Source organism: Vogesella fluminis, from assembly GCF_014652335.1.
In the GTDB taxonomy this organism is placed as follows: domain Bacteria; phylum Pseudomonadota; class Gammaproteobacteria; order Burkholderiales; family Chromobacteriaceae; genus Vogesella; species Vogesella fluminis.
The window spans coordinates 103,219-118,777 of sequence record NZ_BMYP01000004.1; the positions used below are offsets into that span (position 1 = coordinate 103,219).

Annotated in this window: 12 protein-coding genes, 3 tRNA genes and 1 pseudogene; 12 read left to right on the plus strand and 4 right to left on the minus strand. The window is 61.2% G+C overall.

Annotated elements, in window-relative coordinates; genetic code table 11:
* Positions 1–6 precede the first annotated feature (6 nt).
* The 11 genes from ispG to IE083_RS02550 all read left to right on the plus strand — a co-directional run bounded on the left by ispG (position 7) and on the right by IE083_RS02550 (position 11,973).
* On the plus strand, positions 7–1,281 hold the full coding sequence (gene ispG, locus IE083_RS02500) for a flavodoxin-dependent (E)-4-hydroxy-3-methylbut-2-enyl-diphosphate synthase (protein ID WP_189352064.1): 1,275 nt from the start codon (positions 7–9) through the stop codon (positions 1,279–1,281).
* 55 nt (positions 1,282–1,336) lie between these two features.
* Positions 1,337–2,608, plus strand: a complete 1,272-nt coding sequence (gene hisS, locus IE083_RS02505; protein WP_189352065.1) for a histidine--tRNA ligase — start codon at positions 1,337–1,339, stop codon at positions 2,606–2,608.
* Positions 2,609–2,620: 12 nt separating this feature from the next.
* The gene (locus IE083_RS02510; protein ID WP_189352066.1) at positions 2,621–3,253 is read left to right on the plus strand and encodes a YfgM family protein; all 633 of its coding nucleotides are present in this window, start codon (positions 2,621–2,623) and stop codon (positions 3,251–3,253) included.
* Between the two features lie 2 nt (positions 3,254–3,255).
* A complete protein-coding gene (gene bamB, locus IE083_RS02515) occupies positions 3,256–4,395 on the plus strand; it encodes an outer membrane protein assembly factor BamB (protein WP_189352067.1) in 1,140 nt (379 codons plus the stop codon).
* A 12-nt stretch (positions 4,396–4,407) separates the two neighbouring features.
* Positions 4,408–5,772 carry a ribosome biogenesis GTPase Der gene (der, locus tag IE083_RS02520; protein ID WP_189352068.1) on the plus strand — a complete coding sequence of 455 codons (1,365 nt, stop codon included), beginning with the start codon at positions 4,408–4,410 and terminating at the stop codon, positions 5,770–5,772.
* A gap of 84 nt (positions 5,773–5,856) precedes the next feature.
* Complete coding sequence (gene hfq, locus IE083_RS02525) at positions 5,857–6,114, plus strand: RNA chaperone Hfq (protein ID WP_047966110.1); 258 nt, start codon at positions 5,857–5,859, stop codon at positions 6,112–6,114.
* A 75-nt stretch (positions 6,115–6,189) separates the two neighbouring features.
* Positions 6,190–7,326, plus strand: coding sequence for a ribosome rescue GTPase HflX (hflX, locus tag IE083_RS02530; RefSeq protein WP_189352081.1), 1,137 nt, complete (start codon positions 6,190–6,192; stop codon positions 7,324–7,326).
* Positions 7,313–8,521, plus strand: a complete 1,209-nt coding sequence (gene hflK / locus IE083_RS02535) for an FtsH protease activity modulator HflK (RefSeq protein WP_189352069.1) — start codon at positions 7,313–7,315, stop codon at positions 8,519–8,521. Before hflX ends, hflK begins: the two co-directional genes overlap by 14 nt.
* A 14-nt stretch (positions 8,522–8,535) precedes the next feature.
* Entirely contained in the window at positions 8,536–9,411 is an 876-nt protein-coding gene (hflC, locus tag IE083_RS02540) for a protease modulator HflC (RefSeq protein ID WP_189352070.1), read from the plus strand.
* A gap of 85 nt (positions 9,412–9,496) precedes the next feature.
* A complete protein-coding gene (locus tag IE083_RS02545) occupies positions 9,497–10,648 on the plus strand; it encodes an ATP phosphoribosyltransferase regulatory subunit (RefSeq protein WP_189352071.1) in 1,152 nt (383 codons plus the stop codon).
* Positions 10,649–10,677: 29 nt separating this feature from the next.
* Entirely contained in the window at positions 10,678–11,973 is a 1,296-nt protein-coding gene (locus IE083_RS02550) for an adenylosuccinate synthase (protein ID WP_189352072.1), read from the plus strand.
* Positions 11,974–12,061: 88 nt separating this feature from the next.
* Here the strand turns inward: IE083_RS02550 and IE083_RS02555 are convergent.
* The 4 genes and pseudogenes from IE083_RS02555 to IE083_RS02570 all read right to left on the minus strand — a co-directional run.
* Positions 12,062–12,448: pseudogene (locus IE083_RS02555) on the minus strand (IS66 family transposase); the annotation flags it as partial.
* Between the two features lie 87 nt (positions 12,449–12,535).
* Positions 12,536–12,622: transfer RNA gene (locus IE083_RS02560), tRNA-Leu, on the minus strand.
* Positions 12,623–12,678: 56 nt separating this feature from the next.
* Positions 12,679–12,765 (minus strand) — tRNA-Leu (locus tag IE083_RS02565).
* Between the two features lie 49 nt (positions 12,766–12,814).
* Positions 12,815–12,901: transfer RNA gene (locus tag IE083_RS02570), tRNA-Leu, on the minus strand.
* Positions 12,902–12,986: 85 nt separating this feature from the next.
* On the opposite strand from IE083_RS02570, the gene rnr reads away from it, so the two are divergent.
* The gene (rnr, locus tag IE083_RS02575; protein ID WP_189352073.1) at positions 12,987–15,476 is read left to right on the plus strand and encodes a ribonuclease R; all 2,490 of its coding nucleotides are present in this window, start codon (positions 12,987–12,989) and stop codon (positions 15,474–15,476) included.
* Positions 15,477–15,559 lie beyond the last annotated feature (83 nt).

Sequence of the window (15,559 nt, forward strand, 5' to 3'; positions counted from 1 at the left end):
ACGCAGATGGACGCAACGATCAAACGTCGTCAAACCCGTCAGGTGGCCATCGGCCACGTGATGGTAGGTTCCGCGCACCCGGTGATGGTGCAGTCGATGACCAATACCGACACCGCCGACGCCGCTGCCACCGCGCAGCAGGTACAGTCACTGGCGCAGGCCGGCTCCGAGGTGGTGCGCATTACCGTCAACAGCCCGGAGGCCGCCGCCCGCGTGGCGGAAATCCGCCAGCGGCTGGACGACTTCGGGTGCGACGTGCCGCTGGTCGGCGATTTCCATTTCAACGGCGACCGTCTGCTGAAAGACTATCCGGACTGCGCGCGTGCGCTGGCCAAGTACCGCATCAATCCCGGCAATGTCGGCAAGGGAGCCAAGGGCGACGACAAGTTCGCGTTCATGATCCGCACCGCGATTGAGTACGACAAGCCGGTACGCATCGGCGTCAACTGGGGCAGCCTGGACCAGGCGCTGCTGGCACGAATGCTGGACGCGAATAATCATGCGGCCAACCCCAAGGCGCTGGACGTGGTGATGCGCGAGGCGTTGATCGTGTCGGCGCTGGAATCGGCTGACAAGGCAATGGAGCTGGGCCTGCCGGCCGATCACATCCTGTTGTCGTGCAAGGTCAGCAACGTGCAGGACCTGATCACCGTGTATCGCGATCTGGGCAGCCGCTGCGATTTCCCGCTGCACCTGGGCCTGACCGAGGCCGGCATGGGCAGTAAGGGCATCGTCGCCTCCAGCGCCGCATTGGCGGTGCTGCTGCAGGAAGGCATCGGCGACACCATCCGCATCTCGCTGACCCCGCAACCGGGCGAGGCACGCACCAAGGAAGTGGTGGTGGCGCAGGAGCTGCTGCAGACCATGGGTCTGCGCTCGTTCACGCCGCTGGTCACCGCCTGTCCCGGCTGTGGCCGCACAACCAGCACCTTTTTCCAGGAGCTGGCGGACAGCATCCAGACCTACCTGCGCGAGCAGATGCCGATCTGGCGTCTGCAGTATCCGGGGGTGGAAGACATGAAGGTGGCGGTGATGGGCTGTGTGGTCAACGGCCCGGGCGAGTCCAAGCTGGCCGACATCGGCATCAGCCTGCCCGGTACCGGCGAGGTGCCGGTGGCGCCGGTCTACGTCGACGGCCACAAAAACGTGACGCTGAAGGGCGATCATATCGCGCAGGAATTCCGCGCCATCGTTGAGAACTACGTGCAGACCCGTTACGGCGAGGGTGGTGCCAAGCGTCGCGAAGTGGTGGCGCGCACCATCCCGATCAAGTCCATGTAGGGCTTGCGGCCAACTTTTAGAATCGAATCCACGGAATTTCGGAAGAACAATCGTAATGGCTCAAAAGTTGCAAGCGATTCGCGGCATGAATGATGTGCTGCCGGCCGAGTCGCACCAGTGGGAGTATTTTGAAAACACGTTGCGCGGCTGGCTGGCGGACTACGGCTACCAGAATATCCGCACTCCGATCGTGGAGCCCACGCCGCTGTTCGTGCGCTCCATCGGCGAAGTGACCGACATCGTCGAGAAGGAGATGTACTCCTTCACCGACAGCCTGAACGGCGACTCGCTGACGCTGCGTCCGGAAGGCACCGCCGGCACCCTGCGTGCGGTGGTCGAGCACAACCTGCTGTACAACACCACGCAGAAGCTGTGGTACATGGGCCCGATGTTCCGCCACGAACGGCCGCAGAAAGGCCGCTACCGCCAGTTCCACCAGATCGGGGTCGAGGCGCTGGGCATGAACGGCCCGGACATCGACGCCGAGATCATCGCGATGACCGCCGAATTGTGGCGTCGCCTGGGTCTGGCCGACAGCGTGCAGCTGGAAATCAACACCCTGGGTAACAAGGAAGAGCGTGCCGCGCATCGCGAGGCGCTGATCGCCTACCTGGAGCAGCACGTCGCCATCCTGGATGAGGACGGCAAGCGTCGCCTGTACAGCAACCCGTTGCGGGTGCTGGACACCAAGAATCCGGCGCTGCAGGAAATGGCCAATGCCGCGCCGCGGCTGAGCGACTATCTCGGCGACGCCTCGCGCGCGCACTACGAGGGCTGGAAGGCGCTGATCGACGCGCTGGGCATCCGTTATGTGGAAAACCCACGCCTGGTGCGCGGTCTGGACTACTACAACCAGTCGGTCTTCGAGTGGGTGACCACCGAGCTGGGCGCGCAGGGCACAGTGTGTGCCGGCGGCCGCTACGACGGCCTGATCGAGCAGCTGGGTGGCAAGCCGGCGCCGGGCATCGGTTTCGGCATGGGCATGGAGCGCGTGCTGCTGTTGCTGGCCGAAAAGGGCTTGCTGCCGGCGCGTCGCAGCGTCGACGTGTTCATCGTCAACCAGGGGCAGGGCGCCACCGCCTACGCCATGCTGCTGGCCCAGTCGCTGCGCATGGCCGGTCTGAGCGTGATCCAGCACATGGGCGATGCCAGCTTCAAGTCGCAAATGAAAAAGGCCGATGGCAGCGGCGCCGCCGTGGCGCTGATCATCGGTGAAAACGAGGTGGCAACGGCGCAGGTGGTGATCAAGCCATTGCGTGCCGACGCCGCGCAGGAAACCGTTGCTGCGGCCGACGTGGCCGCGGCGGTTTCCCGCTTCAAGTCTTGACGAGGGGGATGCATGGCTTTCGATTTGCAGGAACAGGAACAGATAGACTGGATCAAGACCTTCTGGGCACAGTGGGGCAAGCTGCTTTCCGCGGTCGTGCTGGCGGTGTTGCTGTCCTATCTGGGTTACAAGGGCTGGCAGATGTACCGCGCGGCGGAAAGCGCCAAGGCGGCCACCATCTATACGCAGCTGGAACAGCAGGTACAGGCCGGCGCGCTCGACAAGGTCAAGGCCACCGCTGCCGCGTTGCAGAGCGCGCATCCTGGCTCCGCCTATGCCGCCAATGCGGCGCTGCTGGCGGCCAAGGCTGCCTTCGACAAGGGCGACCTCGCCTTTGCCCGTGCCCAGCTGAAGTGGCTGCTGGCCAGCGGCCAGCAGGACGAATCGTTGCAGGCGGTCGCCCGCCTGCGTCTGGCGACCGTGCTGCTCGACGAGAGGCAGTACGATGCGGCACTGGCCGAGCTGGCACAGGCGCATCCGGCCAGCTTCGATACGCTGTTCCTGGACCTGAAGGGCGATGTGCTGGTGGCACGTGGCGATGCGTCCGGCGCCCGTGACAGCTACAAGGCCGCTCTGGCCAAGGCGTCGCCGGATGCAACTTTGCGCGACTTTATCCAGACCAAGCTCGACTCCCTGGGAAACTGATCATGAAGCGACGTCTCATTTGTGCCGCCCTTGTCTTGCCGCTGCTGAGCGGTTGCGCCAGCTGGTTTGAAGGTTCCGTCGGTTTCGAGCCGACCCCATTGCAGCCGCTTGCGCAGCAAAGCGCGCTGAAAGTGCAGTGGCAGGCCAGCGTACCGGCGGCGGAAGGCGGGCTGTTCACGCCGTTCTACGACCAGGGCCTGCTGTGGGTGGCCGGTGGCGATGGCAAGGTCAGCGCCATCAACGTGCTGAACGGCAGCCAGAGCCGCTGGTTCGACTTCGAGCAGAAGCTCAGCGCCGGCGTCGCCATCGCCGACAAGCTGATTTTTGCCGGCAACGACCAGGGCAAGCTGATTGCGGCCAACCTTGATACCGGCAAGATCGTGTGGGAACAGACGCTGACCAGCGTGCTGGCCGAGCCGCCGCAAGTCGGCGGCAAGGCGGTGGTGACGCGCAGCAACGACGGTCGCATCAGTGCTTTTGACATCCAGAGCGGTCGCCAGTTGTGGACCGAGTGGCAACCATTGCCGGCGCTGACCGTCAAACAGACCACGCCGCAGCTGAAGGTGGAAGGTGACGACGTGCTGCTGGTCGGCTCCGCCTCCGGCAAGCTGGCGGTGTATGCCCTGGAGCAGGGGCGCATGCTGTGGGAAGCGGTGGTCGCTTCGCCGCGTGGCGCCAGTGAACTGGAACGGGTGACGGACGTGGTCAGTCAGCCGGTTTTTGATGGCCGCCGCGTTTGCGCCGTGGCCTATCAGGGGCGGATCGGCTGCTTCGAGGCCCGTGGTGGCGAGCAGGCGTGGGCGCGCGAGCTGGCCAGTAGCCGCGGCCTGTCGATGGATGCCAAGGGCGTGTATTCCACTGCCGATGACGGCTCGATCTGGGCGTTCGACCCGGATACCGGCCGCAACCTGTGGAAACAGGATGCACTGCGTTATCGCAACGTGACCGCCCCGGTCAAGCTGGGTAATAACTTACTGGCAGTAGATGGCGAGGGCTATGCACATTTGCTCTCGCCTGTTGATGGACAAATCGTTGGCCGCAGCCAGCTGAAGGTCGAAGGAACCATGGCACGCCCGCTCGTGCTCGGCAATATTGCCTACGTTCTCGACACCAACGGCACCTTGTCGGCGGTCACACTCTAAAAGCAGTGCTGAATGAAACCGACTATTGCCCTGGTAGGGCGCCCCAATGTGGGCAAATCGACCCTGTTCAACCGTCTGACCCGTTCGCGCGATGCGCTGGTAGCGGATCAGCCGGGTCTTACCCGTGACCGTCACTACGGCCACGGCCGTGTCGGCAGCAAGCCGTACCTGGTGATCGATACCGGCGGCTTCGAGCCGGTGGTGGACGAGGGCATCCTGTTCGAAATGGCCAAGCAGACGCTGCAGGCTGTGGACGAGGCCGACGCCATCGTGTTCCTGGTGGATGGCCGTACCGGCATCACGCCACAGGACAAGATCATCGCCAACCGCCTGCGCCGCAGCAACCAGCCGGTTTACTTGGTGGTGAACAAGGCCGAAGGCATGCGTAGCGCGGTCGCCACCGCCGAGTTCCACGAGCTGGCGCTGGGCGAGCCGCTGTCGATCTCCGCCTCGCACGGTGACGGCGTGCGCGAACTGATTGAGATGGTGCTGGAGCACTTCCCGGATGCCGAGGAAGAGCCGAAGGTCAACCATCCCAAGTTCGTCATCATCGGCCGCCCCAACGTCGGCAAGTCGACGCTGGTGAATGCGGTGCTGGGTGAAGACCGCGTGATCGCCTTTGACCAGGCCGGCACCACCCGCGACAGCATCTACATCGATTTCGAGCGCGAAGGCCGCCAGTACACCATCATCGATACCGCCGGCGTGCGTCGTCGCGGCAAGGTGGACGAGGTGATCGAGAAGTTCTCGGTGATCAAGACCATGCAGGCGATCGAAGACGCCAACGTGGCGGTGCTGGTGCTGGACGCGCAGCTCGACATTTCCGAGCAGGATGCCACCATCGCCGGTTTTGCGCTGGAGGCCGGCCGGGCGCTGGTGGTCGCGGTGAATAAGTGGGACAACCTCGACAATCACCAGAAGGAAACCATCAAGCACGAAATCGCACGCAAGCTTGGTTTCCTTGACTTCGCCAAGTTCCACTATATCTCGGCGCTGGAGCGCAAGGGGGTTGCCGATCTGTTCAAGTCGATTGATGATGCCTACCGTGCGGCCATGACCAAGCTGCAGACACCGAAGCTGACCCGCATCCTGCAACTGGCCGTCGAGCGCCAGCTGCCACCGAGGACCGGCCCGATCCGTCCCAAGTTGCGCTATGCGCACCAGGGCGGCATGAACCCGCCGATCATCGTGGTGCACGGCAATGCGCTGAGCAAGATTCCGGACAGCTACACCCGTTATCTGGAGAATATGTTCCGTAAAGCTTTTCAGCTGCAAGGCACGCCGCTGCGGGTACAATACAAGTCCAATACCAACCCCTTTGAGAAGGAAGCAACAGGCACCAAGCCGAGTTTGCTGGTTCACAAGGGCCGAAAATAGTACGGCGGTTTTTTTTATGCTAAAAAGAGTTTTGGCACCGCTTGCTAGTAACGAAATCACAATTCCATGAAATCGGAGAACAAAATGAGCTCTAAAGGGCAAATGTTACAAGACCCGTTCCTTAATATCCTGCGTAAGGAGCATGTGCCGGTTTCCATCTACCTCGTCAACGGCATCAAGTTGCAAGGACAGATCGAGTCGTTCGACCAGTATGTGGTGCTGCTGAAAAACACGGTGACCCAGATGGTTTACAAGCATGCCATTTCTACCGTGGTACCAGCGCGCCCGGTAAACATTCCGCATGACAATCACGGCGCCAAGTCCGACGCTGCCGACGCTTGAGTCACTACCTGTTCCGCCTGAATGCCGGTCCGGCAAGCGATTGCCGACCGGTTTTCCCTCTCAGAAAGATCTTTCGTGTTTGATCGCCCGGATCTAGGAGACATCGCCGTACTGGTCTGTCTCGACTTTGGCGCGCCCGACTATGACGAGGGTGTGCAGGAATGCGTTGACCTGGTGCGCAGTGCCGGTGTCACCGTTGCCGGGACCATCCATGGCAAACGCCAGCGTCCCGATGCCGCGCTGTTCGCCGGCAAGGGCAAGGTTGAGGAGATTGCCGCCCTGGTCAAATCGGTGGCGGCCAACGTGGTGATCTTCAATCATGCCCTTGGGCCTGGGCAGGAACGTAATCTGGAGCGCGTGCTGCAGTGCCGCGTCATCGATCGCGTCACCCTGATTCTGGATATTTTTGCCCAGCGCGCCCGCAGTCACGAAGGCAAGCTGCAGGTCGAACTGGCACAGTTATCCCATATGTCGACCCGTCTCGTGCGTGGCTGGACTCACCTTGAACGGCAAAAAGGGGGTATCGGCCTGCGCGGGCCGGGCGAGACCCAGCTGGAGACCGACCGACGCCTGCTAGGTTTGCGCGTAAAAATGCTGAAGGATCGTCTGGCTGCGGTTGCCCGTCAGCGCAAGACGCAGCGCCGCAGTCGCGAGCGCTCCGGATTGCAGTCGGTGTCGATTGTCGGCTATACCAATGCAGGCAAGTCCACCCTGTTCAATGCGATGACCAAGGCGCAAGCCTATGCGGCGGACAAGCTGTTTGCGACACTGGATACCACCAGCCGCAAGCTGTACCTTGGTCCGGCACTGTCCATCGTATTGTCCGATACCGTGGGCTTCATCCGCGATCTGCCGCACTCGCTGGTGGCTGCATTCCGCGCCACTCTGGAAGAGACAATCCAGGCCGACATGCTGCTGCATGTGGTCGATTCGGCGTCACCTGACAAGGACCGCCAGATCGAGGAGGTAGACAAGGTACTGGCCGAGATCGGTGCCAGTAATACACCCCAGCTACTGGTGTGGAACAAGACCGACCTGCGCGGTCTGCCGCCGCAGATCGAGCGTGGCGAACATGGCGAGCCGGTGGCGGTTCGTGTTTCGGCACTGACTGGTGAGGGGCTGGAACTCTTGCGACAGGCCATTGCCGAACGGCTGCACGGCTTTGATAATGACCATAACATAGAAGATCGAGACGGCTATGGCACAGAATGATCCTAACTGGGGTGGCAAACGACCGAACGATGGTCCGCCTGATCTGGATGAAATTTTCCGCAAGCTGAACCAGCGCCTGTCACGTCTGCTGGGCAACCGCGGCCCGGGTGAAGAACTGCCGGCTGGTAACGGCGGTGGCGAATCGCCGCGCGGCATGCGCTTTGGCGCTGCCGGTGTGCTGGCGGCACTGGCTGGCCTGTGGCTGCTGAGCGGTTTTTATATCGTCGATGCCCGCGAGCAGGGTGTGGTGCTACGCATGGGCAGCTTCAACCGCACGACCGACTCGGGCCTGCAGTGGCGCGCACCGTATCCGTTCGAAACGGTGGAAATCGTCAATCTGACCGAGGTGCGCAGCATCGAGGTCGGCTATCGTGGCAGTGCCAAGAACCGCATCAATGAAGAATCGCTGATGCTCACCGAAGACCAGAACATCATCGACGTGCAGCTGTCGGTGCAGTACGACGTCAAGGACGCGCGCGACTTCCTGTTTAACAACCTGGCCACCGAGGCGGATGCCCGCGATGTGGTGAAACAGGCAACGGAGACGGCAATTCGCGAGGTGGTTGGCCGAAACAAGGTCGATTTCGTGCTGAACGAGGGGCGGGCCCAGATCGCGGCCGATACCCAGCGCATCATTCAGGCGATCCTGGATCGCTACAAGCTGGGCGTGCGGGTGGCCAAGGTCAACATCAACGGTGTGCAGCCGCCGGAACCGGTGCTGGCTGCGTTCGATGACGCGGTAAAGGCTGGTCAGGACAAGGAAAAACTGCGTAACGACGGTGTCGCTTATGCCAACGACGTGGTGCCGAAGGCCAGGGGTATGGCGGCGCGGCTGCTGGAAGAGGCCGAGGGCTATCGCCAGAATGTGGTGGCTACCGCCGAGGGTGATGCCGCACGTTTCAACAGTGTGTTGTCCGAGTACGCGAAGGCACCGAAGGTGATGCGTGACCGCCTGTACTTCGACATGATGCAGCAGGTGATGAGCAATACCACCAAGGTGCTGGTTGACCAGAAGGGTGGCAACAATCTGCTGTACCTGCCGCTGGACAAACTGATCCAGCAATCCGGTGCTGCCGCGCCGTCGCTCCCGTCCGGCAGTACCGCACAGCCTGCCGAGGCACCGCCGGTGGTGGCCCCCGTCGCGCCGTCTTCGTCCGGTTCCACCAGCCGCGATGTGACTCGCGGGCGTAACTAATAACAGGAGCCCCCATGGAACGACTTCTTCCTTCTTTGATCGGTGTGGCCGTGCTGTTGCTGATTGCCTCATCGTCGCTGTTTACCGTAGACCAGCGCCAGTTCGCGATGGTGTTCCAGTTTGGCGAGGTGGTGCGGGTTATCGAGCAGCCTGGCATCCAGTTCAAGGTGCCGGTGCTGCAGAACGTACGCTACTACGACCGCCGCATCCAGACGATCGATCCGGAAGAGCCGGAGCTGTTCAACACCCGCGAAAAGAAAAACGTGCTGGTGGACAGCTTCGTCAAGTGGCGCGTGCGTGATGTCGAGCAGTTCTACAAGAGCGTGGGTGGTAACGAGCTGGCCGCGGTGGCGCGTCTGAAACAGACCATTAACGACGGCCTGCGCGCCGAATTCGGCCAGAAGAGCGTTGCCGATGTCGTATCCGGCCAGCGCGACCAAGTCATGGAGGATGTCCGCAAGAAGGCCAACCTCGATGCGCAAAAAATTGGCATGGAAATTCTGGATGTGCGCTTAAAAAGAGTCGACTTTCCGGATAAAATCAGTGCTTCGGTTTTTGAACGGATGAACTCCGAGCGTCGCACCGTGGCCAGCCAGCTGCGCAGCGAGGGTGCGGCCGAGGCTGAGCGCATCCGTGCCGATGCCGACCGCCAGCGCGAAGTGTTGCTGGCCGAAGCTTATCGCAAGGCGCAGACGATGAAGGGTGAGGGCGATGCCAAGGCTGGTGCGATTTACGCGCAAGCCTACGGCAAGAATCCGGAGTTCTATGCTTTCTGGCGCAGCATGGATGCCTACAAGCAGACGATGCGCAACAAGAGCGATGTGCTGGTGCTGGACCCGAGTTCCGAGTTCTTCAGGTACTTCAAGAGCACCAGGCCCGCGGCCAAGTAAGCGCGGGCAACGAGCCGGGGATAGACGGCAAGCTTATCAACAAGGCGGGATCGCGAATCCCGCCTTTTATTGTGTGTAGAGACAGATGCGTAATTGGCTGTTACCCGAATATGTTGCGGACATCCTGCCGGCCACCGCCCGTCAGGTTGAGTCTGCCAAGGCATCGATGCTTGAGCTGTTTCGTACCTCCGGCTACGAACTGGTCCTGCCGCCGCTGATTGAATACTACGATGCACTGGTGACGCCGGAAGACGGCGCACTGGCGATCAAGACCTTCAAGCTGGATGACCATTTTTCCGGTCGCCAGCTGGGGCTGCGTGCCGACATCACGCCGCAGGTGGCGCGTATCGACGCCCATCTGCTGTCGCAGCGCACCGGTGTGACGCGCCTGTGCTACGCCGGCAGCGTGGTGCACTCGCGTCCGGACGGGCTGATGAGCTCGCGCGAGCCGCTGCAGGTCGGCGCCGAACTGTACGGTTACGCCGGCATCGAGGCCGACCTGGAAATCATCCGCCTGATGCTGACTTCGTTGCGCCAGATTGGTGTTGAGGGCCTGCGTCTGGATGTCGGTCACATGGGACTGTTCCGTGGCCTGGCCCAGGCGGCCGGCCTTGGTTACGAGCTGTCTGCTGAGGTATTTTCGACATTGCAGGCCAAGGACCGGTCGACATTGCGCGAGTTACTGATGGATGTTGCCGAGCCGTATCGTAGTGCCTTCCTCGCCCTGCCGGAGCTGTATGGCTCGCGGGCGGTGCTGGACAAGGCGCGTACCCGCTTGCCGTCGCTGCCGGAAGTCGAACTCGGCCTGATGCAGCTGGCCGCAGTGGCCAGCTCGCTGGAAGGCGAGGTCGAGCTCAATTTTGACCTTACCGAATTGCGCGGAACCCACTACCACAACGGTCTGATGTTTGCCGCCTACGCCCCTGGCTGGGCGGAAGAGCTGGCGCGTGGCGGCCGTTACGACAACGTTGGCCGCCGCTTCGGTCGTGCCCGCCCGGCGACCGGTTTCAGTCTCGACCTGCGTGACCTGATCCGTATCCTGCCGCAGAACGAAAGTGCCAAGGGAATCAAGCTTGCGGCCAACCTGTTGCCGCAAGCGACAATAAAAGTGGCCGAACTGCGTGCGCGCGGCGAGAAGGTCATTGTGGATTATCTGGGCGAGTCTGCTGCCGCCCTGAATTGTGATCGTGAACTGGTCAAGGCTGGCGAAAACTGGCAGCTTGTACCGTTTATGTAATTTGATTTCTGAAGAGAAGAGGTTTACCAATGTCCAAGAATGTCGTCGTAATCGGCACCCAGTGGGGTGACGAGGGCAAGGGCAAGATTGTTGACTGGCTGACAGATCATGCTCGCGGTGTTGTCCGCTTCCAGGGTGGTCACAACGCTGGTCATACTCTGGTTGTGAATGGCAAAAAGACCGTATTGCGCCTGATTCCGTCGGGCATTCTGCGTGCAGGCGTCGAGTGCTTCATCGGCAACGGTGTGGTGCTGTCGCCGGAGGCGCTGCTCAAGGAAATCGACGAGTTGGAAACTGCCGGCGTCGATGTCGCCAGCCGCCTGAAGATCGCCGAAGCCTGCCCGCTGATCCTGCCGTACCACGTGGCGCTGGATCTGGCGCGTGAAGCGGCCAAGGGTGCCGGCAAGATCGGCACCACCGGTCGCGGTATCGGCCCGGCTTACGAAGACAAGGTGGCACGACGCGCGCTGCGCGTGATCGACCTGTTCGATCGCGAAACCTTCGCCGCCAAGCTGAAGGAAAACGTCGACTACTACAACTTCCAGCTGACCGAGTACTTCAAGGTCGAGCCGGTAAGCTACGAAGCGATCCTGGAGCAGACCATGCTGCTGGCCGAGCGCATCAAGCCGATGGTGGCCGACGTGTCGCGCACGCTGTACGACCTGAACCAGGCCGACGTGCCGCTGCTGTTCGAAGGCGCGCAAGGCACGCTGCTGGACATCGACCACGGTACCTACCCGTTCGTGACCTCGTCCAACTGTGTGGCGGGTGCCGCTGCGCCTGGCGCCGGTGTCGCGCCGCAGATGCTCAACTACGTGCTGGGCATCGTGAAGGGTTACACCACTCGTGTCGGTTCCGGTCCGTTCCCGACCGAGCAGGATAACGAGATCGGTGCCTTCCTGGCCAAGCGCGGTAACGAGTTCGGTTCGGTCACCGGTCGTCCGCGTCGCTGTGGCTGGTTCGATGCCGCGGCGCTGAAGCGCTCGATCCAGATCAACGGCGTTTCCGGCCTGTGCGTGACCAAGCTGGACGTGATGGACGGTCTGGAAGAGATCAAGCTGTGTGTCGGTTACACCCTGGATGGCAAGCAGGTTGATATCCTGCCATTCGGCTCCGATGCGGTGACCAAGTGCCAGCCGGTGTACGAGACGCTGCCGGGCTGGAGCGAGTCCACCTTCGGGACCAAACGCTGGGAAGACCTGCCTGCCAATGCACAAGCCTACCTCACTCGTATAGCCGAAGTGTGCGGCGCACCGGTAGACATCGTATCGACCGGCCCGGATCGCGAAGAAACCATCGTGCTGCGTCATCCTTACGGTCTGTAAGGTTGTCTGCTTCAAGCAAAAGCCCGCTTTGGCGGGCTTTTTTGCGTCTGCGGCGTAAGCGGCCAGCGGCCCCACCTGTCCAGCGGAGTTATTTTGTGGATAGACTTCGCAGCGGCAGCAATTCGTCGATGCGGCTATTAGGCCAGGCGGGGAGATTTTCGAGGGTTTCTTTCAGTCAGGCCAATGGCTCAAGCCCATTCAATTTCGCCGTCGTCAGCAGACTCTGAATCGCAGCGGCACGGTCGCTGCCAGTAAATAACCAATTCTTTTTCCCGACCGCTATCGGACGAATGGCATTCTCGACCGGGTTATTGTCGATCGGCAGATCGCCGGTTTCGGCGTGGCGGGCAAAGGCGGGCCAGCGGCGCAGCGTGTAGTCGATGGCTTTGCCCAAACCGCTGCCGTTGGCCACGCCGGGGCGCAGCGCGACCAGCCAGTCGTGCAGCGACTGCAGCTCGGGTTGGGCTTGTCCGGCGCACACGAAGGGGGCGGATGAATTGCGGCAGTTTTTGTCGAGTAGATGCAAAAACACCGTTGAGATATCTCAACGGTGTTTTTGTTTTGGTGCCCAAGAGAAGACTCGAACTTCCACACCCTTGCGGGCGCTAGGACCTGAACCTAGTGCGTCTACCAATTCCGCCACCTGGGCTAAAACCTTTACTGCTTAAAGCGACAGCCCGTTTGCACGTACTGTATCAATTCTGTTGGTGCCCAAGAGAAGACTCGAACTTCCACACCCTTGCGGGCGCTAGGACCTGAACCTAGTGCGTCTACCAATTCCGCCACCTGGGCCAACCAGATTATTCAGCTATACATATCGCATCATTCAACTACAGTTGAGTGGTGCCCAAGAGAAGACTCGAACTTCCACACCCTTGCGGGCGCTAGGACCTGAACCTAGTGCGTCTACCAATTCCGCCACCTGGGCCATGCATTTGCTGTATCATCGCTTTAACTGCGTTGCAGTGGTAGCGATGAAGCCCTGCATTATAGGGACATTTTGGGACGTGTCAATGCCTATTACTAAAAAATCCCCCCGAGAATTGGCCATCCGGCTGACTGATCCCTTTCTGGAGCGGGAAAAAGCCCAATATAACAATCCCTTGCCTAGTCGAGAGTTTGTTCTGCAAATCCTTGCGCAGCAGGGGGTGCCGATGCAATTTGGCGAACTTGCCGCCGTGCTGGAAATCACGGAGGAAGAGCGGCCCTTATTCGAGCGCCGCTTGCGCGCGATGGAGCGGGCCGGGCAAGTGCTGATCAATCGCAAGGGCGAGGTCTGTGTTGCCGACAAGCTGGATCTGCTGCCGTGCCGGGTCAGCGGTCACAAGGACGGCTTTGGCTTCGCGGTGCCGGATGGCGTTACCGGCGAGGATATTTATCTGCCCGAGCGCGAGATGCGCAAGGCGATGCATGGCGATCACGTCATGGTGCGGCTGGCTGGCACCGATCGACGTGGTCGTCGCGAAGGGCGCATTGTCGAGGTGCTGGAGCGGGCGCAGACGACGCTGGTCGCTCGCGTCTACTTCGAACGCGGTGTTGGCGTGGCCAAGGCCGAAGATCGTCGCATCGGTCAGGAGTTGCTGCTGGAGCCGGAGGGGCACGGCGGTGCCGGGCATGGCCAGGTCGTGATGTTGGAGATCGTTTCCTATCCCGACGAGCATCGCCCGGCGATCGCCAAGGTTATCGAGGTGCTGGGCAACTACGCCGACCCGGGTATGGAGATCGAGGTGGCGCTGCGCAAGCATGACTTACCGCATGTGTTCTCCGATGTCGCGCTGGCGCAAGCGGCGGCAACGCCGGCCAAGGTGCGCAAAAAGGACCTGGACAAATCGCGGGTCGACCTGCGCTCCTTGCCGCTGGTGACCATCGACGGCGAAACGGCGCGCGACTTCGATGATGCCGTTTTTGCCGAACGTCAGGGTAAGAGCTTCCGGTTGGTGGTGGCCATTGCCGATGTCAGTCACTACGTGCGGCCGGGCGATGCGCTGGATGACGATGCCGTGGCGCGTGGTACCTCGGTGTATTTCCCGCGACGGGTGATCCCGATGCTGCCAGAGGCGCTGTCGAACGGCATTTGTTCGCTGAACGCCAATGTCGACCGTCTGTGCATGGTGGCCGACATGCAGATTTCGGCGAAAGGCAAGATCAAGGCTTACCGCTTCTATCCTGCAGTGATGAACTCCAAGGCGCGGCTGACCTACAACCAAGTGTGGGATTGGCTGCAGCAGGGGAGTGACAGCCCATTGCTGCCGCAACTGCAGACCCTGCACCAGCTGTTCCAGGTGTTGTTGGCGGCGCGTACCCGGCGCGGTGCCATCGAGTTTGAGAGTGTCGAGACGGAGATGGTGTTCAACGAGCACGGCAAGATCGACAGGATCATGCCGGTGATGCGTAATGATGCTCATCGTCTGATCGAGGAATGCATGCTTGCGGCCAACGTTTGTGCGGCCGACATCTTGCTCAAGAACCGGCACAAGTGCCTGTTCCGCACTCACGAGGGGCCGACACCGGAAAAACTGCTCAACCTGCGCAATTACCTGCGCCTGCTGGGACTGGCTCTGGGCGGGGAAGACAAGCCGACGCCCAAGGACTACGCCGAGCTGGCAGAGAGGGCTGCCTTGCGGCCGGATGCCCCGGTGGTGCAGACCATGATGCTGCGTTCGATGCAACAGGCGGTGTATGCGCCGGACAATCTGGGTCACTTTGGTTTGGCATACGGCGCCTATACCCACTTTACCTCCCCGATTCGCCGCTATCCCGACTTGCTGGTGCACCGTGCCATCAAGGCAGTGCTGGCCGGTGAGAAATACAAGCCGGGCAAGTGGCTTGCGTTGGGCGAACATTGCTCAATGACGGAGCGCCGCGCCGATGACGCCAGTCGCGAAGTACAGGCGTGGCTGAAAACCTACTATATGCAGGACAAGGTGGGAGAGGTATTCGGCGGCAAGATCAGTGCGGTGACCGGTTTTGGTGTCTTCGTGTTGCTGGATGATCTTTATGTTGAAGGTCTGTTGCACATTTCCGAGTTGGGCAAGGACTACTTCCACTTCAAGAAAGAGCAGCAAGCCATCGTCGGCGAGAAAAGCGGGCTGCACTACCGGCTGGGTGATGCGATTCAGGTGCGAGTGGTGCGGGCAAGCCTGGAGACGGTGCAGGTCGAGTTTGCGCTGGCAACCCGTGGCGAGTTGTCTGGTAATGAGGAAAAAACACCGGCCAAACGTGAGCCGTCTCGCCGCCGCTCAAAAGTAAAACCATTGGCAGCGACGGCCGCTGCGGTAGAGGTAGAGGATGTGTCTCCGCTTGCGGAAGAAGTGGCGCCGATCGAGGTGCCACCGCCGGTGCCAGCTCGCCGGCGCAGGGCAAAACCCGTCATTACACCGGAGATTGTTGTGCCCCTGGCTGAAATTCCGGAGCCGACTCCTGCTCCCGCAACTGTGTCAAATCCGGATATGGTCGCCAAGGAGCAGGTAAAGCGTCCTTCGCGCCGCCGCCGTACTTCGTAATCCACTGTGTTTTGACTTGTTAAAGGTTGGCCGCAAGCCCTGCGGCCAACCTTTTCCATTTTTGTTGGCGCTTGGTCGGCTGT